The sequence below is a fragment of the Flagellimonas onchidii genome, assembly GCF_004804315.1.
In the GTDB taxonomy this organism is placed as follows: Bacteria; Bacteroidota; Bacteroidia; order Flavobacteriales; family Flavobacteriaceae; genus Flagellimonas; species Flagellimonas onchidii.
This window is the reverse complement of sequence record NZ_SRXX01000006.1, coordinates 40047-64532: the sequence shown is the minus strand read 5'-3', so window position 1 is coordinate 64532 and position 24486 is coordinate 40047. Positions and strand designations below refer to the sequence as shown.

The following is a 24486-nucleotide window of genomic DNA, read 5'->3' as shown; positions in this document are numbered from 1 at the left end:
GATGTGCCTAAATTGGTATGTGATGTTCGGCATTTATCACGATCTTTGCCCTTTCACAAACTATAAAAACTAACCATTCCGAAGAAATCATGCTGCAGTCAAGACGTTTAGAAGAATTCAGAAAGTCGGTCACCAATAAATTTAATGTTTATAACAGTCTATTTTTAAGCTTGCCCTATCGGGACATCGAAAATGTTGGTGTTTTGATACCCTTGCTTTTTGATCAATGCGAAAAAGGATTGAAAGAAGGTAAAAAACCACAGGAAATTTTAGAGACCTTCTTTACCAATTTTGTGGATATTAAGGATGAACGAGAGCGTTTGGATTTTATGTTCAAGGTGATTCAGTATGTGGAGCGACAAGTAGTTTTGTATGATAGTGTTGAAGACTCGGCTTTTCCCAAGTTGCAAGAACACACCAAGTCCCTTTCCATAAAGGATTATTTTGAATTGGTAAACAGTACCAAAAATTGGGACAAAATTTCCAACTCGCTTTCCACTTTTAGCGCACGAATCGTTTTAACAGCACACCCGACACAATTTTATACCCCGTCGGTTCTCAATATTATTTCGGAATTGCGAAACATGATTGATGAGAATGAAGTGGACGACATTGATTTAACGTTGCAGCAGTTGGGACTCACTTCCTTAGTAAATGCCAAAAAGCCCACTCCGTTAGATGAAGCAAAAAACATTATTTATATTCTTCGAAACACTTATTATGATGCTGTTGGAGAAGTATTCCAGTATATAAAGAGTAATATCTATAATGAGGAGTTCGATAATTACAATATTATCAAGCTTGGATTTTGGCCAGGAGGAGATAGGGATGGTAACCCATTTGTAACTGCAAAGATTACCCAGCAGGTGGCAGATGAGCTTCGGCTTACGCTTATGAAATGCTACTATAACGAACTGAAATCACTTCGCAAAAAGCTGACGTTTAAGGATACACAAGAGGGTCTTAATGAACTAAGCAATAAGCTCTATAAGGCCATGTTCGATGCCAAGGCAGTTATTTCGTACCAAGAAATCATTGAAAGCTTGACACAAATTCGGGAAAAATTGGAAGATAAATACCATGGCCTGTATTTGGAACAATTGGATATGCTTATTAATAAGGTTCGAATTTTCAGAACACATTTTGCAAGCTTGGACATACGTCAAGATCATAGCAAGCATGTACTGGCTGTTGAATCCATACTTAAACAACAAGGCGCCATTAAGGAGAGTTTAGATGAACTTTCGGATGCAGAATTACAGAAGTGGTTATTAAAGAGAGATTTGCAATTGAATCCTAACGATTTTGAAGAGGATATTGTGAAGGATACTATTACCAATATAGGTCAGCTAAAACAAATTCAGCAGAACAATGGTGAAGATGGCTGTAACAGATATATTATCAGTAACTCAGAGGATATTTACTCAGTTCTGTTTGTTTTTGCCCTGTTTAGGTGGTGTGGATGGAAAGAAGATGAGATTACTTTTGATATCATTCCGTTGTTCGAGACAATGAAAGGGATGGAGGAAGCTGAAGGAGTCATGCAAACTTTGTTCGATACACCGCAATATCGCCAGCATTTAGAGAGAAGAAATAACACACATACCATAATGTTGGGCTTTTCGGACGGTACAAAAGATGGAGGCTATCTAAAAGCGAATTGGTCAATCTTAAAAACCAAGGAAACCTTGAGCAAAGTGTGCAAGAAAAATGAGATTCGAGCTATTTTCTTTGATGGTCGTGGAGGACCGCCAGCACGTGGAGGTGGGAAAACGCATCGTTTTTACGCAGCCCAGACCAAAGATGTTGCCAATCACGAAATACAGCTGACTATTCAGGGTCAGACCATTACCAGTACCTATGGTACTAAAGAGCAGTTTATGCACAACTCGGAACAGTTGTTGACGGCTGGATTGAGTAATAATCTTTATGGAAAAGAACATGTGATTTCAACGGAGCAGCGTAAATTAATAGAGGAGCTTTCCGAACTTAGTTTTGCCAAATATGATGCATTAAAGCAGCATGACAAGTTTATTCCTTACTTGGAACACAGAAGTACCCTAAAATACTATACTAAGGCCAATATTGGCAGCCGACCAGGTAAACGTGGCAATAAAAAGCAATTGGAGCTTTCAGATTTGAGGGCTATATCTTTTGTGGGTTCCTGGAGTCAACTTAAACAAAACGTACCAGGCTATTTTGGAATAGGAACAGCCATCCAGAAATTGAAAGATGATGGTAAGTTGACCCAAATAAAGAAACTGTATAAGGAAGTTCCCTTCTTTAGAGCGTTGATGCACAATAGTATGATGTCATTGGCCAAGACCAATTTTGATTTGACCAGTTATATGAAGGAGGATAAAGAATTTGGAGAATTTTGGAATATATTGCATGAAGAATTTTTGTTGTCCAAGAAAATGCTCCTTCAAATATCTGGACTCAAAATTTTAATGGAGGATGAAGAGGTTTCCCGTGAATCGGTAAAGATTAGGGAAAAAATAGTGCTTCCACTGTTAGTGATCCAACAGAATGCACTTTATCATATAACTAAGAATTCTGAGTATAAGGATGTCTATGAAAAGATTGTGACCCGATCTTTATATGGTAATATTAATGCAAGTAGGAATTCGGCATAAGAATTATATATTTTTGAATTCGAATCAAATTTGAAGCTTTGAATTCAAAACCCTTTCTGCATACCCACCCTTATGAGCCGTTCCTGTTTCCGGAAGCAACCAAGCTGATTGTTGGCACTTTGCCTCCACCTCGATTTACAACAGGAGAGCTTAAGCACGACGATGTGGACTTTTGTTATGGTAGTCGGAACGGGATGCTTTGGCCCATTTTGAACGAGATTTTTGGGCTGGACCTAAAATATGAGACCACAACAGAAGCTGCGAACCAACGTAAGGGCTTTTTGATAGCACAAAAAATTGGAGTTTGTGATATTGTTGCAAGTGCGGAACGTCAGAAGGTAGATGCATCCGACCTTGGGATGCTAAATGTAAAGCTTCGAGACTTGGTGGGATACCTCCAAGAGTACCCAAATATCCAAACTGTTCTTTTTATGGGAGGCAACAGCAAAAATGGACCGGAATATTTTTTCAGAAGACAACTAAAGGAACGTGGATTAAAGTTGGACTTGGTCAATAATGAAGTACCAAGAATTCATAAACTTGATCTTCCTTTTACTTCGAACGGAGTCGAGAAGTTTAGAACAATTACTGCCGTTTCTCTTACGGCGCCTTCAGGTGCTGCAAATCGTGCGGTGGGCAGCCTTCAAACCTATAAGGATTTAAAGACAGCCAACCCCAATTTCAACACTTTTGATTTTAGGGTAATGCAGTACCGAAAGTTTTTTGAATAGCTAGTTTTTGAAACTTGAAAATCGCTTTAAAACGGTATAGGTTTTAACTGGTTTTATCCGTTTTACCTCAATTTCGTGTATGATTTTGGATACCGCCCGTTCAAACCTTGTTTTGCGCATAGGTTTCATCAAGAAATCATTGATGCCATAGTCAAACGCCTTTTTTGCATAAGCGGCCCATGTTGAATTCATAATGATTGCGGTGTTGATCTCGATACTTTCCAGTAACTCAAAAGCATTGACCTTGTCCATTAAAACATCCAGAAAAACCATATCTACCTTATGGTCATAAATAGCCTTGATTCCTTTATACGGGCTTCCATATGAACCAACCAATTCCAAATCGGGATGATTTTTAATCAGAATTGAGGTTGCTAATCGCTGTATGGAAGAGTCGTCGATAACCAGTGCAGAATACTTCATAGTGAGTGATTTGGGTATTTTAAAGTTACACTCACTACGTTATTATCTGTCAAAAATTAGGTTGTACTGCTTAATTTATATGATGAAATTCTGTTTTTGATGAATTTATCTGAAAATCAGTAGGTTAAATATGTGGTTAAACTGTATTTTGACTATGCATACATTTTTGTTTTTTGGTTTTCGAACTGTACACTAGAGATTATACCTCAGCCCCAGTGAAAAGTCAATTCTACCACTGCCTTGCGGTCTTTCATTTTTTGGAAGCTTAACTTTTTCGGTAATTGAACCACTCTCAATGGTAATTTTTCTAATGTTACTTGCCGTTAGTCCTACCTGAACGCCGAGAGCCAAATTTTCAGCAATCCCAATATCATATCCGATTTCTGAAACAAACCCTACCGTGCTGCCACTTAATTTCACCGGGTCAACCAATAGTTGATTATTTTTATAAGATAAATAGCCAATTGCAGAATTAATCAGAAAGGCATTTTTCCCTGTACGGTTGGTCAATCTTAGCAAGAATTGTGGTCCTACAAACGATACGGAAATGTTGTCCGCAAGCGTACCGGTCAGATTGTTTCCATTTCTATCCACAAAAACAACCCCATTTAAGCTGTTGGTTGTTTTAAAAAAGCTATACTTTATTCCTAGTCCGACTTTTTCATCCAAAAAGTGACTAATACTACTTTCTAAGTGGTAGCCCGACCTTAATTCATTATAATAGTCACTGAAGTCATTGGTAATACTGTTGGTAAACTTACTTGGGTCATAACTAAAACCTCCGCTGACGGCAATCCTAAGTTTTGGATAATCCACAACCCATGGAAGACTATCTTTTGGAATGGGATTATTCTTGTCGAAATTATACTGATATGATGCGGTCTCCGCAACGGGGATCAAAGTGCTTAAATATTCATTGTCCTTTTGAAAAACAAAATGAATATAGCCCTTTTTCAACTTGGTTATTTTACAATGAATGGAGTCGTTCTGCTTGGTCACAATTAAATCTTGAGCCAAAACTATCTGGGTTAAAAAAAGAGTGAATGTTAGAACGACAGGTATTTTTTTAATCATATTTTCAGGAATCAATTTTTAAGATTGTGACATCTAGTCTATGGCAGGTACTCCATAAATCTGGCTTCTTGTGTTTTGTGATTTTTATGGTATTGCCGCCAACCCGTCGCGCTTCTAGCTTTGCTTTATCCAATACAATGTCATAATTGCATTTGGTACTAAATCCAGTGTCTCTGATTTTTACATGGCCAAGCACTTCTGCGTTGACAGGTTGCTTTTGGTTCAATTCCAGTACAACTACTTTTTGATCATACTTTAAGGCATCATAATCTTTAATAATTGCGGAAGAAATCTTAGGACTACAGGCGCTGGTTAAAAACAGTGAAAAGAGTGCAATCGAGAGGTGTTTTCGCATAGGTTGATTTGAAAGTGTAAAGTAGTATAAATCTTCCTAGAAATAAAGAATAATTTGGTCAAAAGGTGAAAACAATATGGTTAAGGGATATTAGTGCTCAAAATGCTGTAAAGCGCTTTGATTCCATAAGCCAACTGCCCAATCTTAATATTCTCGTTAGGACTATGCTGGTTATTGTCTGGATTCACCATAGGAACAATAAAGGCTGGGATTTTTAATTCATTAATGAATGGTGAAATAGGAACGGTACCTCCCATAATTCGAATTCGCACAACATCCTTGTTGAAAGAAGACTGTAGCGTCTCGATTAAGAATTTGCCATAGGCATTATCCAAATCGGTTCGAAAGGCATCTGTAACACTGCCTTCTTCTATGGTCACTATTTTGTCAAAGGACATGCGCTCCTCTTTGGAAGGAACATGGTCCAAAACATGATAACCTTGTTTTGAAATGTGGTTTTTGACCAATTGTTTCAAACGTGAACCATCGCTTTCCGGAACCAAACGTAGATCAAGCTCTGCAGTTGCACTTTCAGGAATAATCGTTCTTCTTTTCGGACCAATCCACCCAGAACCGAGACCTCTTATATTTAGGGAAGGATATTGTAAAGCCTTCTGATAAAAATCACCCACCTTTTCGGCTGACTTAAATTGTAGTTTCTCGGCAATGGCCTGGTCACTATCGGGAACACTTTTGAGGACTTCAGATATGGACTCGTTAAACGATATTCCATCATAATATCCCGGAATAATGACTTTTCCATCTGTATCTTTCATGGTAGCCAAAAGTTGGGCCAGTTGAAATCCTGGATTTGGAGCATAATTCCCATAATGGCCACTATGCTGAGGTTTAATCGGTCCATATGTGGTCAATGTCAGGGTTGTGATTCCTCTGCAACCATATACAACCGTTGGATTTTCAGATGGGTGTACAGGTCCATCTGCAATCACTAAAAAATCTGCTTGAAGCAATTCACGATATTGTTTTACTGCTTTTGGTAATGGTTTACTGCTCTTTTCTTCTTCACCATCTAAAATAACTTTAATGTTAAATGGAATTTCCTTACCGTCCTTTTTCAATAGATCTAAGGCATTGAGGAGCATAACAATAGGCCCCTTATCATCTGAAGTAGAACGCCCAAACAATCTCCAATTATAGTTTATGTCATCCTCCAATGCATCAAAAGAAATCGTTTTGAAACCATCTCCATCGGGAGCTTTCAATACAGTTTGGTAGGGATTGGGTTGATTCCATTTAGAAGGATCCACAGACTGTCCGTCAAAATGCATATAAATAAGCATTGTGGGTTTAGAATCCTCCATGGGCAACGCAGCAAAAAAGAGTGGAAGATTTTCCGTTTCCAATACTGCGGTGTTGAATCCACGCTCCCCAAACTTTCGTTTCAACCAAAGAATATTGGCATCAATGTCATCTGCATTAAGGGCGTCGTTTGGTATCGATATAAAATCCCTTAATTCTTCAATGGCTTTGGCTACTTGCGATTTAACGGCGACGGAATCCTGGCCGAAGGTTGCAAAAGAAGCAACCAACAGCCATAAGGCTACTAATTTTTTCATTGTGGACAGCGTTTGTTACAGAATCGAATTTAGCGAATTCCAGTAACAAAATCGGCTATTTTATCTGCTCCATGTTGGCTAAGGTGTTTTATAAAGGCTGAACCAATGATGGCACCTTTTGCCTTTTCCGTGGCTTGATTAAAGGTTTGTGAATTGCTGATTCCAAAACCTACAATTTGTGGGTTTTTCAACTGCATGGCGGCAATTCGGTCGAAGTAGGCCTTTTGCATCTCTCCAAATCCTGTTTTTGCTCCAGTGGTACTTGCGGAACTGACCATGTAAATAAACCCGTCCGAGGCTTGATCTATGGCACTAATGCGGTCATCACTGGTTTGCGGGGTAATCAAAAACACATTGATCAGTCCATATTTTTTGAAAATGGATTCGTATTCTTCTTGATACACATCCAAAGGTAAATCAGGTAGAATAATGCCATCGATTCCAATCTCCTGACACTTTTGACAGAAGGATTCCACACCATATTGCAGTACAGGATTGAAATAACCCATAATGATCAAAGGAATAGAAACCGTTTTTCGGATGCCCTTGAGTTGCTCAAAAAGCAATTCTGTATGCATCCCATTGTTTAAGGCAGCTGTAGAACTGTCCTGTATGGTAGGACCATCGGCCAAAGGATCGCTAAACGGCAGGCCAATTTCAATTAAGTCCACTCCACTTTTTTCCAAATCTTGGATAACCTTAACGGTATCATTTAAATTCGGATACCCTGCCGTAAAGTATATGGAAAGCAGTTTTTTATCTTCTTGTAATTTTTGATTGATTCTGTTCATAGGTTGAAATAGTCAATGTAATTCTGTAAATCTTTATCGCCTCTTCCTGATAAATTGATGACGACAACATCGGAGGGTTCGAATTTCTTTTGGTCCAAAACGGCGAAAGCGTGGGACGATTCTATGGCAGGGATAATACCTTCCAGTTTAGAAAGTTCCATTCCAGCTTTCATGGCATTGTCATCAGTTATCGAAATAAATTCTCCACGTCCTGATTTGAATAGATGCGCATGTAATGGTCCAACTCCGGGATAATCCAATCCAGCTGAGATGGAGTAGGGTTCGGTAATCTGACCATCATCGGTTTGCATTAATAGCGTTTTGCTTCCATGAATAATTCCAACTTTACCTAAAGCTGAAGTAGCCGCACTTTCACCTGAATGGATGCCTTTTCCAGCGGCTTCCACGGCAATGATTCCTACTTCTGAAGTGTCCAAGAAATGGTAATAAGCCCCAGCAGCGTTGCTTCCTCCACCAACACAGGCCACTACATAATCAGGGTTTTCACGACCTTCTTTTTCGAGCAATTGCGCTTTAATCTCTTCAGAAATCACAGATTGAAAACGGGCTACCATATCGGGATAGGGATGAGGCCCGACTACAGAGCCAATAATATAGTGCGTGTCCACCGGATTATTGATCCAATCTCGAATAGCTTCGTTCGTAGCATCTTTTAAAGTTTTACTGCCAGAAAGCGCAGGGTGAACTTCAGCACCCAACATTTTCATTCGAGCAACGTTCGGAGCTTGCCGGGCAATATCAATCTCTCCCATGTAGACAACACATTCGATACCCATAAGAGCACAGACCGTAGCTGTGGCGACTCCATGCTGACCTGCCCCTGTCTCAGCTATGATTCGGTTTTTGCCCAATCGCTTCGCCATAAGAATTTGCCCAATTGTGTTGTTCACCTTATGCGCACCGGTATGGTTCAAATCTTCCCGTTTCAGGTAGATTTTTGCGTTGTATTTTTTGGATAATCTTTCCGCAAAATAGAGTGGGGAGGGACGTCCCACATAATCTTTTAGCAGTTGATTGAATTCTTCCTTAAAGGAAGGTTCCTCCATAATCTGGATATATTTTTGTCGCAATTCCTCGCAATTCGGATAAAGCATTTCGGGGATGAACGCACCTCCAAACTCTCCGTAATACCCTTTTTCATTCGCGTGATAGCTCATATCGTATCTTGGGTTAGTCTATTTTTAAATTTTTTTAGTTGATCAATATCTTTCAGTCCTGGTTTTATTTCAAACTTGCTGTTGACATCGATTACATGGCAATATTTTGATGTCGGACTGTTCATAAATGATTCCAGTTTTTCAACGCTTTCCAGTCCAATTCCACCGCTAAGAAAATAGGGTTTTGTGGAGGGGTAATTATTCAAAACGGACCAATCAAAAGTATATCCATTACCTCCTGGAAGCTTTCCTTTAGTATCAAACAAATAATGGTCGCAGACCTCTTCGTATCTCTTTAAAATGGAAAAATCGAAATCGTCCTTAATGGAGAAAACTTTGATGATATCAAGCGACTGGGTGTTTTCACGCAAGTCTTTGCAAAACTCTGGACTTTCAGAACCATGGAGTTGAACGGCAGCCAAATTATATTTTTGAGCTTTTTCCAAAACTTCTTCCAGCGAAGCATTAACAAACACGCCTACGTTTTTGATGGATTTTGATAAAGTGGGCATCTCTCCCTTAAAAAATCGTGAAGAAGGTTCCCAGAAGATAAAGCCCATGTAGTCAGGTTGTAGTTGTGCTACCTCCTTGGGATTATGGTTCATGCCGCAGACTTTCAACTTCATGATTCCAGATTTTTTATGAATGTGGCAGCATGTTCCCCGGGGTTGTCCGTTTTCATGAAGTTCTCCCCAATTAGAAAGCCTTGATATCCGTATTGCTTTAAATCCTTTATGGCTTCGATAGAACTAATGCCACTTTCCGAAACTTTTACAAAATCGTCTGGTATTTGGGTCGAAAGTGACTTACTGGTTTCCAAGCTCACCTCAAAGGTTTTCAAATTTCGATTGTTGACTCCTAACATGTCCAAACTCGGCACGATGGATTTATGCAGTTCTTCTTCATTATGAACTTCAAGAAGTACATCCAATCCTAAACTTTTAGCCGTTTCAGAAAGCGTTTTGATTTCATCCCTGTTCAAGATTGCGGCAATCAGCAAGATTACATCTGCGCCATACGCTTTGGCCTCCAAAATTTGATATGCATCTATGATGAATTCCTTTCTTAGCAAAGGAATATTAGCTGCCGACCTAGCAAGTAATAGGTCATCCAACGAACCTCCAAAATATTTGCCGTCGGTTAAAACAGACATTCCACATACTCCAGCATCTTCATAGCCTTTGGCCACATCCTGAACATTCAAACTTTGATTGATGACGGATTTGGAGGGTGATCGTCTTTTATGTTCTGCGATGATTCCGGTATTGCTCTCTCGCAAAGCATCGGCCAAAGAAGGACTTTTTCTTTCAAAAAGAACTGATTGCTCCAATTGTGAAATGGGAATCAGCGATTTTCTTAAATCGACCTCTTTGCGTTTATCGGCCACTATTTTGTCTAATATGTTCATTAAGCACTAAGCTTTTGAAGTTTTTTCAATGTTTCCAATCCTTTTCCACCCATAAGCGATTCTTTTGCTTTTTCAAATCCTTCTTTTGGAGTGATGTCATTTACAGTTGCAATCGCCACACCAGCATTGGCGCAGACCACATTGTTTTGGGCCTCGCTACCTTTTCCCTGCAAAATGTCCATGAATATTTGGGCAGATTGGGCGATATCATCCCCTCCTGTAATCTCGGCTTGGGTAATGCGTTTTACACCAAAATCAACGGGCGACAAAATACCTTCAGAATTATTGGAAATGGTCTTAGTATTTCCCGTCAATGAAATTTCATCATAACCATCCAAAGCATGGAGTACAGTAAAGTTTTTATCGGTATTCTGATAGAGATAGCCGTACATTCGGGCCAATTCCAAATTGAAAACCCCCACCATCTGGTTTTTAGGGAAGGCGGGATTCACCATAGGTCCCAACATATTAAAGAAGGTCTTTACTGCCAATTCCCTTCGGATAGGAGCCACATTTTTCATGGCTGGGTGGAACAAGGGAGCGTGTAGTACACAAATCCCAGCTTCATCAATAGATTTCTTTAAAAAATCAGCTTCATTGCTGAATTTAATACCTAAAAACTCCATCACATTACTACTCCCGCATTTTGAGGATACTCCATAGTTTCCGTGCTTGGTAACTTTAACTCCTGCTCCCGCAGTTACAAAAGATGCCAATGTGGAAATGTTGAAGGTGTCCTTGCCATCCCCTCCTGTGCCGCAAAGATCAATAGGATTGAACTCCGCAAGGTCTACTGCGAGGCAAAGCTCTAAAAGCGCATCACGGAAGCCTTCCAACTCCTCAATGGTGATGCTTCGCATCATGTAGACGGTTAAAAAAGCTGCAATCTGTGAGGTATTATAGTCTCCCTTGGCAATGTTGACCAAGATTTGCTTGGCATCAGCCTTGGACAAGATTTCGTGGTTTATCAACCTGTTGAGTGTCTCTTTCATAATAGATAGATTTGAGATGTTAGAGTTTAGATATTAGAGAATTTATTGATTAGGGTATATATCATTTTTTGAACTTCATCTCCTAAGTCAAAAATTTTCTTCATCACTTCATCACTGACAAATCCTAGCCGTTTTGATAATTCCAATTGAGTATTCAGCTCATTGAGAGACCCATTGGCAATTCCAAGAAAGTTTCTAAACTCTTTTTTTGAATTTCTACCCGCTCCCTCTGCAATATTTGATGGAATTGAAACTGCACTTCGTCTAACCTGATTTGTTAAACTATACTTTTCCTCATCTGGAAATAAAGCCGACAATTCATAAACTAATTCCACAAGTAACATGGATTTTTGCCAAACAATAAGTTCTCTATGATTGTTCATTGAATTCAATATTTTTAACGTAATATTTTCATATCTAAAGTCTACTGTCTAACCTCTTTTAGCGAGCCAATTTTTTAGCATTTGTTTTCCTTCTGGAGTCAATACAGATTCGGGATGAAACTGCACTGCGGTTACGTCGTATGTTTTATGCTTTAAGGACATAATTTGTCCGTTTTCATCCACGGAGGTAGCCTCCAAGCTTTCCGGTAAATCAGGATGGACCACCCAAGAGTGGTATCGACCTACCTGAATCTGCTCGGGTAAACCTTCAAAAATGATATCTTCTTTTGTCACGGAGATTGTGGTAGCTACCCCATGGTACACTTGGTCCAAGTTCACCAAGGTTCCTCCGAAAACTTCACCGATGGCCTGCTGCCCCAAACAAACACCCAATATCCGTTTGGTAGGGGCATAGGTTTCGATAATTTCCTTGAGCAAACCTGCTTCATCCGGGATTCCAGGTCCGGGCGACAATACGATTTCTTCAAAAGCTTCAACATCTTTCAAGGTCAGTTGATCGTTTCGTTTTACGGTAACATCGCAATCTAAATCCTCTAAATAGTGCACTAGGTTATAGGTGAAGCTATCGTAATTGTCTATCATTAGAATCTTTCTTCCCATTTTAGATCGTTTCTGCAATTTCCAGCGCCTTGTTCAACGCGCCCAATTTGTTATAGGTTTCTTGTAATTCGGCTTCTGGATCGGAAGCTGCTACCAAGCCTGCTCCGGCTTGATAATGCAATTGATGATTTTTACTCAAAAAAGTCCGGATCATAATGGCATGGTTAAAATTGCCCTTAAAATCCATAAACCCAATGGCGCCTCCGTAGTACGCACGACTGGTTTTTTCGTATTTCTCAATCAGTTGCATCGCCATGTGTTTTGGAGCACCGCTCAAGGTTCCGGCTGGGAAGGTGTCTGCAACCACTTTCATGGTTGGACTGTCTTTTTTCTTTAGTCCGGTTACTTTGGACACCAGGTGAATCACGTGGGAGAAATATTGAACTTCACGGTAGGTTTCAACATTTACGGTATTTCCATTTCTGCTGAGATCATTTCTGGCTAGATCCACCAACATTACATGCTCGGCATTTTCCTTATCATCTTGTGCCAGTTTTTTAGCCAGCTCGGCATCTTGCTCATCATTTCCGGTTCTTTTATAGGTTCCAGCAATAGGATGTATCTCAGCCTTACCATCTTTAACAATCAATTGAGCTTCTGGAGAGCTCCCAAAAATCTTGAAATCTCCATAGTCAAAATAGAATAGGTAAGGAGATGGATTGATGGAACGAAGTGCCCTGTATACATTAAATTCGTCTCCCTTGAACCCTTGTGAGAATCTTCGAGATAGTACTAGCTGGAAAACATCACCCCGTTGACAATGTTTTTTGGCCAAGGCCACATGCTCTTTGTATTCCTCATCCTTTAGGTTGGAAATAGGTTCACCATCCTTTGAAAAGTTATACGAAGCGAAATTCCGCACATTGAATAACTGTGCAATCTCATCAACATTGCTTTCACTCTGGTAACAGTGTGCAAACAGATAAGCCTCATTTTTGAAATGGTTTATAGCAATGATGTTTTGGTATACCGCATAATAGATATCTGGAATTTGAACCGAATCTTCCTTTTTAGAAATTTCCACATCTTCATAATACCGTACAGCATCGTAAGCCATATATCCGAAGAGTCCGTTGTTAATGAACTTAAAACCATTACTTGGGACAGAAAATTTTTGCCCGAATTGATGGATGACATCCGTAACATCTACCTCAGGGGTAATAGCTAATTCCTCTTTTGTGCCATCAGGGAATCGTTGTGTAATTACTTCGTTTTCAACCTTAATCGAAGCAATCGGGTTGCAGCAGATGTATGAAAAGCTGTTATCGTTGGCATGGTAGTCGCTACTTTCCAAAAGAATGCTGTTCGGGAATTTGTCCCTGATTTTAAGATAAACACTGACTGGGGTAATGGTATCGGCCAGAATTTGTTTGTAATGTGTTTTTAGTTCATAAACCATATCAAATAGTGATAAATTAAAAAAGGCCTGTCGTGATGACAAGCCTCTATATGATTACAATGGGGACTAGCTCACGACGTTTGACGTAAGTTGATCCACCACCAAGTATTTACTGTTCTAAATTTCATTGCATCAAATATAGAAAGGAAAATAAAACAAACCAATTTTTAACTCAATAAAAGCAATTAATACAATTCTAGATTTTATTTTACAACAATAGATAGTCCACGGGCATCTGTGCTACCATCACTTAATGTAAGATGTTCTTCTCCGTTCTTCCATATTTTGGCCACTTCGTTCCCGTTCCCATCTTCTTCAGAGCCCGAGGCATATATATCTCCATTCTCTGTAACGTACACTGAATAAGCAGTTGCATTATTATTCCCATCGGTAAGTTCATACAATACGTTCCCGTTCCGCCAAATAATTGCAGTGTCGGGTCCTATCTCATCATCACGGCCAGCAACATATATGTCACCATTGTAAACATACATATCATATGCCCTAGTTTTGTTTGAATAAACATACAGTTCTTCATCATTTATCCAAACCTTGGCAATACGACCGATATCTGAATCTGGATTTCTTTCATAACCTGCAGTATAGATATCATTGTCAATGAATTCCCCTGCATAAACCCGTGATTCGAATCCGCTGTCGGTCAGTGTATATAACTTCATATTATCTTGCCATACCGTAGCCTCCAACTTGTTGGTCATAGAGTTCCTTTCATAACCGACAGAGTAAAGGCTTCCAGAGTGTGGAATGATGTCGTCAGCTAGGGCGTCTTCGCTACCATTGGTGAGTTCATATAGAATTTGATCATCTTGCCATATTTTGGCAATTTTATCCCCTTGTGCATCGTCCTCATATCCAACAGTATATATAGTGTTGGTGCCATCGTTGTAGAGTACTCCTTTACCTCGGGCATCTCTATTTCCATCCGTAAGAGTATGCAATTCCGCGCCAGTGCCGTCCCATACTGTTACGGTTCTGTTATTACTAGAACCCACATGTCCTGAGATATAAACATCTCCGCCATCCGTTACATGAACCGACTCTGCCTCACTTTCCCCTTCATTTAGGGAAATTTCTTCGCCATTCTTCCAAAGCATGGCTTTTTTTCCATTGTCCCACCCCACAACATAAATAGTTGCGGGTGTAACCGTGACTATAACTTCAACGGTTAGGTTATCAATCGTTACAGATATGGTAACGTCACCTTCTTGTCCGTAACTGGTAAGTTTCCCTTGATTGTCCACACTCACTATTTCTGGATTGCTACTCTCCCATATTGGGGAACCTATTTCTTCCAATTCTGATTCTATGTTCTCAATGGATAATTGGTCTGTTTTGAAGGTTTTCATAACGACCCCTGTCTTATTAAGTTCAATATGGGTTACCGGCCCTTCTACCACTTCAACAAAACATTCAACAAAAAAATCATCAAATTTGGCCGTTACAGTGGTTTCTCCAATGGCTATTGGGGTTACATTCCCGTTTTGATCGACCGTAACAATACTTTGGTCACTACTCTCCCAAATAACCTCATTACCTTCTAAATCAGTAAGCACTTCTAAAGTTTGGGCATATTCAGGATATGGATATAACCTAAGGTTGTCTTGGTTCAGTTCTAAATCGTATGTTTTTTTTCTTATGACCACTGTGCAAATGGCCCTAGAGTCTCCTATTTTTGACGTTATAACAGCGGTTCCTTCGGAAAGCCCGGTTACAATGCCTTGTGAGTCTACTGAGGCAATATCTGTTTTATTACTGCTCCATTCAATGTTGTAGTTGTCTGATGGAGAAGTTACTGATAATGTGTAGGTTTCTCCTACAATAATTCCTAAAACTGATTTGTTCAGTCTAATTTCTGCTAGGTGGTTTGCATTGTTGTCTTCATTGCTACTACAGGCAAGGAGTAATGCCATAGGGACAACAAAAAAAACCAAGCGATTTTTTGCTAATTGTTTCATGGTAAAATTTTTTAGTAGGATATTTTATGGGGCGGAAAATATTCTAGCATTAATAGGTAGTATAAATATATAGATTTCGTGTCGAAAACAGAAAGTAAATTTCACAAAATCAGGGAAGTATCATGGAAAAGGCCGGTCGAAACAGAATATTAACCTTTCTGAATATAAGCGTTCAAAAAATACTAAAAAAATGATTGTTGCAAGATGATATATCTAACAAATGATTAAGGTGCTTTCATAATGCTAATAACTTAAAAATCCCGCCTAAAATAATTCAAGCGGGATTTCCAAACACTAAACTTCAGCTGATTACATCTGCAAATCGACCACAAGGTCAAAATTGTCATGTATCAACTTGTCCTTTGCGGTACCAATAATACCGGACTTGTATTTTATGTCGTATTTAATCCTGTCAACTTTCAAATTAGCGGTTGCCTTATCACCATTTATGGAAACTTCGAAAGAAACAGGTTTGGTAATTCCCTTTATGGTAAGGTTCCCGGTAACTTTGTAAGTGTTTGTTCCATTTCCTTTTACTTCCGTGAAAACTAAGCTTGCTGTTGGATTGGAAGCTGTTGAAAAGAAATCATCAGAGCTTAAATGACCATCCAATTTGTTTTTATAGTCACCTTGTAGGTCAGTTGTATTGATAGTGGTCATGTCCACGACAAACTCTCCGCCTACCAATTTGTCACCATCAAACTCCAACGCTCCTGATTTAAGATCAATGGTTCCCGTGTGCGATCCACCTACCTTATAAGCTTTCCAAGTTACGGTGCTTTTATCCGCTTTGATGTCTTTCTTAACACCGTCGATTGGATTTGCTACTGCAGAAAGTCCAAATACAGTGGTCAATACAAGGCTTAAAACTGTTTTTTTCATGATTGTGTAATTAATTTTCGTTTTTAAATAATTAGGGTTTATATATATGTAAATAATTCTTCTTTTGATTTTCTTACTTTGGCATAGTGTTGTGTTTCATCCTCTTCGGAACGGTAGCCCACGGCTAGCACAACGGATGCATTAAGATCTTTTTCTTCCAAACCTAGAATCTGGTTGTATGCTGCCGCCTGAAAGCCTTCCATGGGGCAGGTATCAATTTTTAACTCGGCTGCTGCCTGCATCATATTGCTAAAAGCAATATAGACTTGCTTTGAGGCCCAAATGCTTTTGGTTTCCAAGGGTAGCTCTAATAGTTTGGATTTCATAAAATCTCCATAACCTTGGAGTCCTTCCGTTGGAATATTCCGTGTAGAACTCACATTTTCCAGATACCCATCCATTAACTCTTCCCCAAAATCGGTTACGTTAGCAAAGACAATGATGTGTGATGCATCCGTAATTTGGGATTGCCCCCACGAAACAGGTCTTAGTTTTTCCTTTGTCTCTTGATCGGTAATTACAAAAATGTGGTAAGGTTGTAATCCATATGACGATGCGCTCAATCTGGTCGCTTCCAATAACAACTCTAAATCTTCATCTGACACCCTTTTGGTACTATCGAATTTTTTGGTGGCATAACGCCAGGTTCTATTTTCTAGGATATTGCTCATTTTAAAATTTATCTAATAATATGTTCAGTTCTTCCAATTCTTTATTGGTAAAATCTTTAAGGATTTTGTTTTCCGTTTCTTTAATGACGACATCAAGTTTTTCCAAAACCTTTTTGCCTTCATCGGTAATTAAAATTTCGACCTTACGTCGGTTAGATGGACACACTGACCGATCTACATAACCTTTGGTAATCAATTTATCAACCAATCGGGTAGTATTACTCATTTTAGTCACCATGCGTTCGTTGATGGTTGACAAATTCGCGGGCTTACCTTTTTGCCCCCTTAAAATCCGCATTACATTAAATTGTTGCTGGGAAATTTCAAAAGGCTTAAGGGCAGCGGCAAATTGCTCAACAATTTTGTTGCTGACCAAGGCAAAATGAATCATGGTCCTCATTTTTAAAGGAAGCTTCTTTTCTGTTTTTATAATTTCCTCTACATTCATGTTGATACAATAATTGTATATACAAATGTATATCTATAATTAACTTCGCACCTAGCTTTAACAGATAAATTTTTGTTAAAAACAGTTCCAAGGGAACTACATTGGTTAATTTTAATTTGTAAATACCAGATAATGAAGCACTTGTTGTTTTTGTGGTCTTGTTCCATTTTATTGATGGTGGGCTGCGGAGAGAAATCAAAGAGTAAGGAAACTGCCCAAACCCATAAAGAAGTGGCCCATGCGGGAGTGCAAATGGATGAAAATGATCCGGTAAAATTTCCTGTATATGATTATGAAGGTTTGAAACCGCTTTTATATAAGGATGATGGCAAAACCTATATTATCAATTTTTGGGCAACTTGGTGCAAGCCTTGTATTGAGGAACTTCCATATTTCGAAAAAGTTTATGAAGAGCAAAAAGGTAATAATGTAGAGCTGGTGTTGGTGAGTCTGGACATGCCTTCGATGTGGAAAACACGATTGGAGCCCTTTGTGGAAAAGAAAGGACTTAAGGGAAAGGTGGTGATTTTGGATGACCCAAAACAAAATGAGTGGATTCCTAAAATTGACGAAGCATGGGGTGGGGGTATACCTGCTACCTTAATTTATAATAAGAACAAACGAAGTTTTTACGAACGTGGTTTTACCTACGACGAATTGAATGACGAACTGAATAAATTTATAAACTGATGACATGAAAACGCTTAAAATCTTTGGACTGATCGCTCTGGTGGTTACGCTGGGAGCTTTCTCTGGAAACTTAACCTCGAAATATGAGGGGTATGCTATTGGGGATATTGCAACGGATTTCTCCTTAAAAAATGTGGACGGTTCCATGGTTTCCCTTTCAGATTACAACGAAGCCAAAGGTTTTTTAGTGATTTTTACGTGTAATACGTGCCCATATTCTGTGACGTATGAAGACAGAATCAATGCTCTGGATGCAAAATATAAGTCAAAAGGAGTACCAGTTATCGCCATTAATCCCAACAATCCTTCAAAGAAACCTGGTGATAGCTTTGCCAAAATGAAAACTCGAGCAGCCGAAAAAGGATTCACTTTTCCTTATTTACTAGATGAAGGACAAACCGTTTATCCGCAATATGGAGCTACAAGGACGCCCCATGTTTTTCTGTTGGAAAAAACAGCGAATGGAAACGTTGTCAGATATATTGGAGCCATCGATGATAATTACCAAAGCGCATCTAAAGTAGACGAGAAATACGTAGAAAATGCAGTGGACGCCATGTTGGCCAGAAAAGAGATAAAAGTTACCAAGACTAGGGCCATAGGATGTACTATAAAAACTTAAAAGGAAAATTACGCATGTTTAAATCCGGGGTAATGCTCCGGATTTTTATTTTTGCTAAACTTAAACTTTTAAAGATGTCAGATTTATCACAAGAAGAATGGGAAGAACAATTGGAAAATGACACCAACGCCTTCATCCTCGATGTAAGAACACCAGTGGAAGTAGAAGAGGGTTATATTCCCAGAGCAACCAACATAGATATTTATTTAGGGCAGGAGTTTTTAGACGAAATTGAGAAGCTCGATAAGTCTAAGAACTACTACGTTTACTGCCGATCAGGTAACCGAAGTGCCCAAGCCTGTGCCATAATGAATAGTGTTGGCATTGAAAATACCTATAACCTCGAAGGAGGTTTCATGAATTGGGAAGGTGAAGTAGCAGAATAAATTCTATGCCGTGGATGTTTCCAATGTCATAAATGAACTTGAAAGAAATCGGAAGGTGTTTCTTGGAATATTCCAAGGATTGCCTTCCGAATTTGTTAAGTGGAAAGTCAATCCAAAGGATTGGAGCATACTTGAAATCGTTTGTCATTTAATTGATGAGGAAGTCGAGGATTTCAGGATTCGCATCAACCATGCGCTGAACACTCCAGAGAAACCTTTGATTCCCATTGATCCACCCGGTTGGGCTATTTCCCGAAATTACAGGGGTCAAAATTTTGAATCATCGGTTGAACGATGGCATCAAGAACGTCAAAACTCAATAGCTTGGTTAAGAGGATTGTCCAACCCAAAATGGGAAAATGCCGTTGATCATCCTGATTTAGGTCCAATTACCGCACGATCCTTTTTAAATAGTTGGTTAGCCCATGATTATCTGCATATAAGGCAGGTGAATAGGATTAGGCGCGCCTATCTTCTGGAAAGTTCCGGAGATTCATTAGCCTATGCCGGGAAATGGTGATTGGTTTTCCAATTTAATGATCATTCTTTTTATTGATTAATAGGAGTAGGGTCAAAAATTGATAATCCATTAGGGGCATTGGTATTGGAGTTCAACTCATTTTGGGATATTATAAAACGTTGTGGATGTATTGAAATTCCTAATCTGTTAAAAGGTACTGGAACAACAATATCTTCTTCAGTGCGTAAACGCCTTAAATCGTTCCAAGGAATAAATGTGCCAAAACCAGTTACATAGCGCTCTTCTATTATTTCACGCAATAGGGCCCTGGTTGGATCAATACCATCTTCGTTTTCCATCCCTCCATTTTCAAAATCAACAGCTTCATAAGGTTCATAGATTTTATTGTCTTCATCTGAAGAGAATCTCAGGTCAAAAGAATCTTCAGATTCCAAAAACTCCCTTACCAAATTAAGCTGAGCAAGCCCCTCTTCAAAAGAGATGGTTCTTGTAGCTGTTTCTGCTAAAATCAACAAGTTTTCCTGATAGCTTACCAAATTCATGGGAGTAAATTCACCGTTTATAATGTTTGTTGCACGACTGCCTGATTTGCCTCCAGCATTTAAAAAATTTCTCCTAGCTTTTTCATCTGTTTTAGCATTATTCCTATTACCAGAATTGGTGCTTAATAGGTTTCTACAGTAGGTGTCGGAGGCACTTAGATATCCCGTTCTGCTACCTATCATAAATCTGTATAATAAGTTTTCAGTGCCAAATGTTCCACTTGACAATGGTATAAATCTCATGGTTCCCTCGTGTTCCGAAATACCATTTTGCGCGGCTTCGTGTGCCAAATTATATTGTCTTGTCTGTAAATAATATCTAGCTTTTAAGGTATATGCTGTTTGTTTCCATTTTTCTTTATCTCCTCCAAAGAAAATATCCTCTTCTAGGTCATCCTCGGTGTTATCACTTTCCAATAAGATAATGGCTTCATCCAAAAGGGTTTGTAAAGATTCATAGACTTCAACTTGTTGGTCAAATTTTGGATCTTCTATTCCCAATACTGCTTCGGAATAAGGAATATCTCCCCAAATTGCAGTCGCCGTTCCGGCTGCATGTGCTTCAATTATCCTCGTAATTGCGGTTATGAGCATTCCTTCTCCATTGATTCCATTTAAATCATAGAATTTGGTCATTTGTCTGTTTTGTCTGATAATGCCATTATACAGATAGCCCCATGCACTATTGGATTCTTCAGAGGATATATCATAATTGTATATGCCTAAGTAAAGTGCCAGTTCGCCCCTATATTGACCAGACCACATTCCTGAAATACGTTGGAGGTGACTTACGTTCATGGCAATATCGGCCAGCATGGTTCCTTTGATGAGCAAGTTTGGAGGAATCAACTCATCAGCGGTTATGGCATTTGGGTTACGGTTTAGCTCTTCAAATGATTCATCGCATGAAAACATGAGGAAAGCAAAAAATATTCCGATATAAGTTTTTGTTTTCATAAGTTTTAATATTTGATTTCCAGTGTGAAAGAATATGTTTTTGAGGCTGGATTTGTAAAATAATCTATGCCAAAACCATTGCCTACCCCGGTCTGGTTTGTTTGTGGGTCTATTCCTAAGATATCGGTCCATAAAAACAGATTCCTTCCTGTTAAGGTAAAAGAAATTGATGACAATTTTGTTTTTTCGCGAAATCTTTCAGAGTTAAGAGTGTACCCCATTGTGAGTTCGCTTAAACGAGTCCAGGTGGCATCTTGGTTAATTGCAAATTCATTGATAACGGAGGAACCAAAACCACCTCCAATGGTTGAATAGTATGATTCGTTCAGTAGCACTGGCCCTGCACCAAAATCCCTGATGTTTCCTCGAACAGGTGTTCCGGCCGGGTGGATAATTCCAGCTCTATCTATTAAATCAACTGATGGTGTTACCGTATATCCTACATCGGCATGTGTACCGAAGTTTCGCAGAATGAAACGGGTTCTTTCTGCAAAAACACCTCCTTGAGAGTGTTCGAACAGTGTATTAAAGAAGAAACTCCTATAATTGATTCGTAATCCAATTCCGCCTCTCCATTCTGGATTGGGGTCGCCCAAAACACCTTGTTCAGGATCAAGTTGTGGAAATCCATTTTCATCCAAATCGAACGTGCCATCTGAATTTCTTAAGGCTTTTGAACCCCATAAAGTGCCCATTGGGTATCCGACAATTGCTCTTGAGCTGATTGAATTACCCGTTAGTGATATGGAGGTTGACCCCAAAATTGAGAGTACCTTGTTTTTATTATTGTTGAAATTACCATAAATAGATGCTTTCAATCCTCTGTTGTTTTTTATAAAGTCATATTTAAAATCGAACTCTAGGCCCTTATTTTCCAAACTGGCTCCGTTTCCATAAATATCATCAGCACCAGTACTAGGCGATTTTGGTATCGGAATAAGTATGTCTACTACTTTATTATAATAATATGTGCCGTTCAAGGAAAGTCTATTATCGAAAAACGTCAAGTCCAGTCCAACTTCATATTCTGTTTTGATTTCTGGTTTTAAATTGGGATTTCCTAGATTGTTGTTTACTCTGAATCCTCCACCAAAATCTTCGAGACTTAAAGGATCGGAGTAATCAGAGTAAGTAGGGGTTTCGTATGAAGTTTGCGCTCTATGGGCTCTTGGTTCTACACCCACTTGGCCAACACCCAATCGCAATTTTCCTGAGCTTAGTATTAAACTGTTGTTCAGCCCTTCTAACTCGGTAAAAATCCAAGAAATGTCTACGGAAGGATAAAAGAACGCCCCGTTCACGGTTGAAGCCTGTTCAACCGCCCCCGAGGTGTTTAAAAATAATTGATCTGCGTAGTTAAGGCCGCCTGCGTAATAAAGCCTGAATTTTTGTCTTTGGGTGATAAAATGCCTAGGTGTTTCAATTTGGGCAGAATTTGAGAAAACTTGCTTCTCTGAATCTACCAAAAAATTGCTTCCTTGATTGTAAACCGATTTTCTGTTTCTGTCATTGAAATTATACCCGACTAAAAGATTTCCTTTCAGTTTTTTACTGATTTTTAGATTTCGGGTTCTTGCAATGAAATCGAAGTTTACTACTCTGTTGTTAATGTTATCCAGGTTGAACCTTCCCGTGCCTCTTCCGGCTGTATGGATTGGGAAAAAGTATCTTCTTTCATCAAAATAGGAATCATAACTGCCTCTGAACTTAAATCGAAGCCACTTGTTATACTTGTAATTAAAATCTGCCGAAGCGATAATTCTATCGACTACATTAGGGCTTTTTTGTCGATATAGTGTCCATAGCGGATTGTTGTAGCCGGGATTTGTACTTGCTCCTATTGGATTTCTGTATGAACGGTGCCTGTTTATGCTTTGCTCTCCATCCTCATTGGTGTATGTTCCTGTATATCCTGAAATGTCAAAGTCTGGAGCGTTCCTCAACAGACCTAGCAGCAGGCCAGCAGTATTAGAACTTTGTTGTATTCGATTGGATTTGGTATTGGTGTATCTTGTTCGGAAATATACATCTAGTTTATCGTTGAACTTGTATTTTCCGCTAAATCCTAAATTTATTCTTTTGTAGTCACTCGTTTTAATAACCCCTTGTTGATTCACCGAAGCCAAACTAAAACGATATCGGCCATTTTCATTGGCGTTGTTTATACTAAGGTTGTGTTTTTGCGAAAAGGCTTCCCGAAAAACTTTATCCATATTGCTTTCTATAAAGGTTTGTCTGGAATTTTTGGATTTGACCAATAACCACTCAATACCATTTTGATCGGTATAAAAGCCTTCTTCATCTTTTGTATAGAACTCGTCGGCTCCACCTGGTCGAGATGCTATTCTATCTCCCCATGAGATATTGGTGTCGTTTACATAAACTCCATCTCTACCTTGCCCATAGGTGGTTTGTAGGGGGTGAAGATTAGCTATTTTGTCTATATAAATGGTTGTTTTGTACTCTACATTTAGTTTTCCTGTATCTCTACCTCTTTTGGTTGTTATAACAATTACCCCATTGGCAGCTTGTGAACCCCAAATGGCAGCTGCAGACGCCCCTTTTAAGATGTCTATTGATTCGATGTCATCTTCGTTGATATCATTCATTCTGGATTGCTGGGATGTTCCGGCATCTGGATCGTTACTGCCATTTTCATTATCATTGCTAATAGGCACACCATCTAGGATAATTAAGGGCTGTGTACTGCCCGAAATGGTATTTGCTCCCCGAATTTGGATATTGGAGCCCGCTCCTGGATCTCCGTTAGAACGAGCTATTCTAACACCTGAAGCTTTGGCCTGCAGGGCATTGATAATATTTACCTCTCCTGAAGTGGCCATATCTTCAGCCTTGATCTTGGAAACTGTAGAGCCGAGTGTTTTTTTGTCAACTTCTATACCTAAAGCGTTTACCACCACCTCATCAAGAGCTTGGGCATCTTCTTCCAATAGTACATTTATCAAGATTTTGTCACCTACCTCTATCTCTTTGTCTTTGTATCCAAGATAGGTGAATACCAGAACGACATTGTCGCCAGGAACTTCAATGGAATATTTTCCATCAAAGTCTGTAGTAGTTCCTTGATTTGTTCCTTTTACAAGTATTGTTGCTCCGGGCAATATGTCAAAATCATCGCTTACGGTGCCGGTTATGGTCCTTTGAGCATGGATTGTGCTTGCCAATAAAATAAATGACAAGGGTATTCTTTTGAGTAGTTTGTTCATAATGTAGGTTATGGTTCAGTATTTGGGATACCAATT

General features: G+C 39.1%; 24 protein-coding genes. 6 read left to right on the top strand and 18 right to left on the bottom strand.

The genetic code is table 11. The features are described 5' to 3' along the window. Positions 1-89: 89 nt before the first annotated feature. Together E4661_RS07990 and E4661_RS07985 are read left to right on the top strand one after the other, a co-directional pair. Entirely contained in the window at positions 90-2636 is a 2547-nt protein-coding gene (locus tag E4661_RS07990) for a phosphoenolpyruvate carboxylase (protein ID WP_136466309.1), read from the top strand. A 38-nt stretch (positions 2637-2674) separates the two neighbouring features. After that, entirely contained in the window at positions 2675-3367 is a 693-nt protein-coding gene (locus E4661_RS07985) for a uracil-DNA glycosylase family protein (RefSeq protein ID WP_136466308.1), read from the top strand. On the opposite strand, the gene E4661_RS07980 is transcribed toward E4661_RS07985, so the two are convergent. From E4661_RS07980 to E4661_RS07905, 16 genes are all read right to left on the bottom strand, one after another. Then, positions 3368-3790: a LytR/AlgR family response regulator transcription factor gene (locus E4661_RS07980; RefSeq protein WP_136466307.1), complete on the bottom strand. Its 423-nt coding sequence runs from the start codon at positions 3788-3790 to the stop codon at positions 3368-3370. A 192-nt stretch (positions 3791-3982) separates the two neighbouring features. Then, positions 3983-4864, bottom strand: a complete 882-nt coding sequence (locus tag E4661_RS07975; protein ID WP_136466306.1) for a hypothetical protein — start codon at positions 4862-4864, stop codon at positions 3983-3985. Positions 4865-4868: 4 nt separating this feature from the next. Continuing rightward, a complete protein-coding gene (locus E4661_RS07970) occupies positions 4869-5219 on the bottom strand; it encodes a hypothetical protein (protein WP_136466305.1) in 351 nt (116 codons plus the stop codon). Between the two features lie 80 nt (positions 5220-5299). Continuing rightward, positions 5300-6796, bottom strand: a complete 1497-nt coding sequence (locus E4661_RS07965; protein WP_136466304.1) for a M20/M25/M40 family metallo-hydrolase — start codon at positions 6794-6796, stop codon at positions 5300-5302. A 29-nt stretch (positions 6797-6825) separates the two neighbouring features. Next, complete coding sequence (gene trpA, locus E4661_RS07960) at positions 6826-7587, bottom strand: tryptophan synthase subunit alpha (protein ID WP_136466303.1); 762 nt, start codon at positions 7585-7587, stop codon at positions 6826-6828. After that, positions 7584-8765 carry a tryptophan synthase subunit beta gene (trpB, locus tag E4661_RS07955; RefSeq protein ID WP_136466302.1) on the bottom strand — a complete coding sequence of 394 codons (1182 nt, stop codon included), beginning with the start codon at positions 8763-8765 and terminating at the stop codon, positions 7584-7586. Before trpB ends, trpA begins: the two co-directional genes overlap by 4 nt. Then, positions 8762-9391: a phosphoribosylanthranilate isomerase gene (locus tag E4661_RS07950; RefSeq protein ID WP_136466301.1), complete on the bottom strand. Its 630-nt coding sequence runs from the start codon at positions 9389-9391 to the stop codon at positions 8762-8764. Before E4661_RS07950 ends, trpB begins: the two co-directional genes overlap by 4 nt. Next, positions 9388-10173 (bottom strand): indole-3-glycerol phosphate synthase TrpC, encoded by a 786-nt coding sequence (trpC, locus tag E4661_RS07945; protein WP_136466300.1) that lies wholly within the window; start codon positions 10171-10173, stop codon positions 9388-9390. Before trpC ends, E4661_RS07950 begins: the two co-directional genes overlap by 4 nt. Then, entirely contained in the window at positions 10173-11165 is a 993-nt protein-coding gene (gene trpD, locus E4661_RS07940; RefSeq protein ID WP_136466299.1) for an anthranilate phosphoribosyltransferase, read from the bottom strand. Before trpD ends, trpC begins: the two co-directional genes overlap by 1 nt. Positions 11166-11191: 26 nt before the next feature. Continuing rightward, positions 11192-11548, bottom strand: coding sequence for a four helix bundle protein (locus E4661_RS07935; RefSeq protein ID WP_136466298.1), 357 nt, complete (start codon positions 11546-11548; stop codon positions 11192-11194). 48 nt (positions 11549-11596) lie between these two features. Further along, on the bottom strand, positions 11597-12169 hold the full coding sequence (locus E4661_RS07930; protein WP_136466297.1) for an anthranilate synthase component II: 573 nt from the start codon (positions 12167-12169) through the stop codon (positions 11597-11599). 1 nt (position 12170) lies between these two features. After that, positions 12171-13568: an anthranilate synthase component I family protein gene (locus E4661_RS07925; RefSeq protein ID WP_136466296.1), complete on the bottom strand. Its 1398-nt coding sequence runs from the start codon at positions 13566-13568 to the stop codon at positions 12171-12173. 203 nt (positions 13569-13771) lie between these two features. Next, a complete protein-coding gene (locus tag E4661_RS07920) occupies positions 13772-15544 on the bottom strand; it encodes an Ig-like domain-containing protein (RefSeq protein ID WP_136466295.1) in 1773 nt (590 codons plus the stop codon). Positions 15545-15853: 309 nt separating this feature from the next. Next, positions 15854-16426 (bottom strand): YceI family protein, encoded by a 573-nt coding sequence (locus E4661_RS07915; RefSeq protein ID WP_136466294.1) that lies wholly within the window; start codon positions 16424-16426, stop codon positions 15854-15856. A gap of 38 nt (positions 16427-16464) precedes the next feature. Then, a complete protein-coding gene (locus tag E4661_RS07910; RefSeq protein ID WP_136466293.1) occupies positions 16465-17097 on the bottom strand; it encodes an NAD(P)H-dependent oxidoreductase in 633 nt (210 codons plus the stop codon). A gap of 1 nt (position 17098) precedes the next feature. Then, a complete protein-coding gene (locus tag E4661_RS07905; protein ID WP_136466292.1) occupies positions 17099-17545 on the bottom strand; it encodes a MarR family winged helix-turn-helix transcriptional regulator in 447 nt (148 codons plus the stop codon). 132 nt (positions 17546-17677) lie between these two features. Here E4661_RS07905 and E4661_RS07900 point away from each other — a divergent pair, with 132 nt between their 5' ends. From E4661_RS07900 to E4661_RS07885, 4 genes are all read left to right on the top strand, one after another. After that, positions 17678-18235, top strand: coding sequence for a TlpA family protein disulfide reductase (locus E4661_RS07900; protein ID WP_136466291.1), 558 nt, complete (start codon positions 17678-17680; stop codon positions 18233-18235). Between the two features lie 4 nt (positions 18236-18239). Then, positions 18240-18857: a thioredoxin family protein gene (locus tag E4661_RS07895; protein ID WP_136466290.1), complete on the top strand. Its 618-nt coding sequence runs from the start codon at positions 18240-18242 to the stop codon at positions 18855-18857. Between the two features lie 74 nt (positions 18858-18931). Next, positions 18932-19243 carry a rhodanese-like domain-containing protein gene (locus tag E4661_RS07890; protein WP_136466289.1) on the top strand — a complete coding sequence of 104 codons (312 nt, stop codon included), beginning with the start codon at positions 18932-18934 and terminating at the stop codon, positions 19241-19243. Between the two features lie 10 nt (positions 19244-19253). Further along, positions 19254-19763 (top strand): DinB family protein, encoded by a 510-nt coding sequence (locus E4661_RS07885; RefSeq protein ID WP_136466288.1) that lies wholly within the window; start codon positions 19254-19256, stop codon positions 19761-19763. Between the two features lie 29 nt (positions 19764-19792). Here the strand turns inward: E4661_RS07885 and E4661_RS07880 are convergent, their stop codons facing one another. After that, positions 19793-21223 carry a SusD/RagB family nutrient-binding outer membrane lipoprotein gene (locus tag E4661_RS07880; RefSeq protein ID WP_168796348.1) on the bottom strand — a complete coding sequence of 477 codons (1431 nt, stop codon included), beginning with the start codon at positions 21221-21223 and terminating at the stop codon, positions 19793-19795. A gap of 5 nt (positions 21224-21228) precedes the next feature. Next, complete coding sequence (locus E4661_RS07875) at positions 21229-24450, bottom strand: SusC/RagA family TonB-linked outer membrane protein (protein ID WP_136466286.1); 3222 nt, start codon at positions 24448-24450, stop codon at positions 21229-21231. Positions 24451-24486 lie beyond the last annotated feature (36 nt).

Coding starts and splice junctions, on each gene's coding strand:
- E4661_RS07990 (WP_136466309.1), top strand. CDS start 90: ATGCTGCAGTCAAGACGTTTAGAAGAATTCAGAAAGTCGGTCACCAAT.
- E4661_RS07980 (WP_136466307.1), bottom strand. CDS start 3,790: ATGAAGTATTCTGCACTGGTTATCGACGACTCTTCCATACAGCGATTA.
- E4661_RS07975 (WP_136466306.1), bottom strand. CDS start 4,864: ATGATTAAAAAAATACCTGTCGTTCTAACATTCACTCTTTTTTTAACC.
- E4661_RS07970 (WP_136466305.1), bottom strand. CDS start 5,219: ATGCGAAAACACCTCTCGATTGCACTCTTTTCACTGTTTTTAACCAGC.
- E4661_RS07965 (WP_136466304.1), bottom strand. CDS start 6,796: ATGAAAAAATTAGTAGCCTTATGGCTGTTGGTTGCTTCTTTTGCAACC.
- trpA (WP_136466303.1), bottom strand. CDS start 7,587: ATGAACAGAATCAATCAAAAATTACAAGAAGATAAAAAACTGCTTTCC.
- trpB (WP_136466302.1), bottom strand. CDS start 8,765: ATGAGCTATCACGCGAATGAAAAAGGGTATTACGGAGAGTTTGGAGGT.
- E4661_RS07950 (WP_136466301.1), bottom strand. CDS start 9,391: ATGAAGTTGAAAGTCTGCGGCATGAACCATAATCCCAAGGAGGTAGCA.
- trpC (WP_136466300.1), bottom strand. CDS start 10,173: ATGAACATATTAGACAAAATAGTGGCCGATAAACGCAAAGAGGTCGAT.
- trpD (WP_136466299.1), bottom strand. CDS start 11,165: ATGAAAGAGACACTCAACAGGTTGATAAACCACGAAATCTTGTCCAAG.
- E4661_RS07935 (WP_136466298.1), bottom strand. CDS start 11,548: ATGAACAATCATAGAGAACTTATTGTTTGGCAAAAATCCATGTTACTT.
- E4661_RS07930 (WP_136466297.1), bottom strand. CDS start 12,169: ATGGGAAGAAAGATTCTAATGATAGACAATTACGATAGCTTCACCTAT.
- E4661_RS07925 (WP_136466296.1), bottom strand. CDS start 13,568: ATGGTTTATGAACTAAAAACACATTACAAACAAATTCTGGCCGATACC.
- E4661_RS07920 (WP_136466295.1), bottom strand. CDS start 15,544: ATGAAACAATTAGCAAAAAATCGCTTGGTTTTTTTTGTTGTCCCTATG.
- E4661_RS07915 (WP_136466294.1), bottom strand. CDS start 16,426: ATGAAAAAAACAGTTTTAAGCCTTGTATTGACCACTGTATTTGGACTT.
- E4661_RS07910 (WP_136466293.1), bottom strand. CDS start 17,097: ATGAGCAATATCCTAGAAAATAGAACCTGGCGTTATGCCACCAAAAAA.
- E4661_RS07905 (WP_136466292.1), bottom strand. CDS start 17,545: ATGAATGTAGAGGAAATTATAAAAACAGAAAAGAAGCTTCCTTTAAAA.
- E4661_RS07900 (WP_136466291.1), top strand. CDS start 17,678: ATGAAGCACTTGTTGTTTTTGTGGTCTTGTTCCATTTTATTGATGGTG.
- E4661_RS07895 (WP_136466290.1), top strand. CDS start 18,240: ATGAAAACGCTTAAAATCTTTGGACTGATCGCTCTGGTGGTTACGCTG.
- E4661_RS07890 (WP_136466289.1), top strand. CDS start 18,932: ATGTCAGATTTATCACAAGAAGAATGGGAAGAACAATTGGAAAATGAC.
- E4661_RS07880 (WP_168796348.1), bottom strand. CDS start 21,223: ATGAAAACAAAAACTTATATCGGAATATTTTTTGCTTTCCTCATGTTT.
- E4661_RS07875 (WP_136466286.1), bottom strand. CDS start 24,450: ATGAACAAACTACTCAAAAGAATACCCTTGTCATTTATTTTATTGGCA.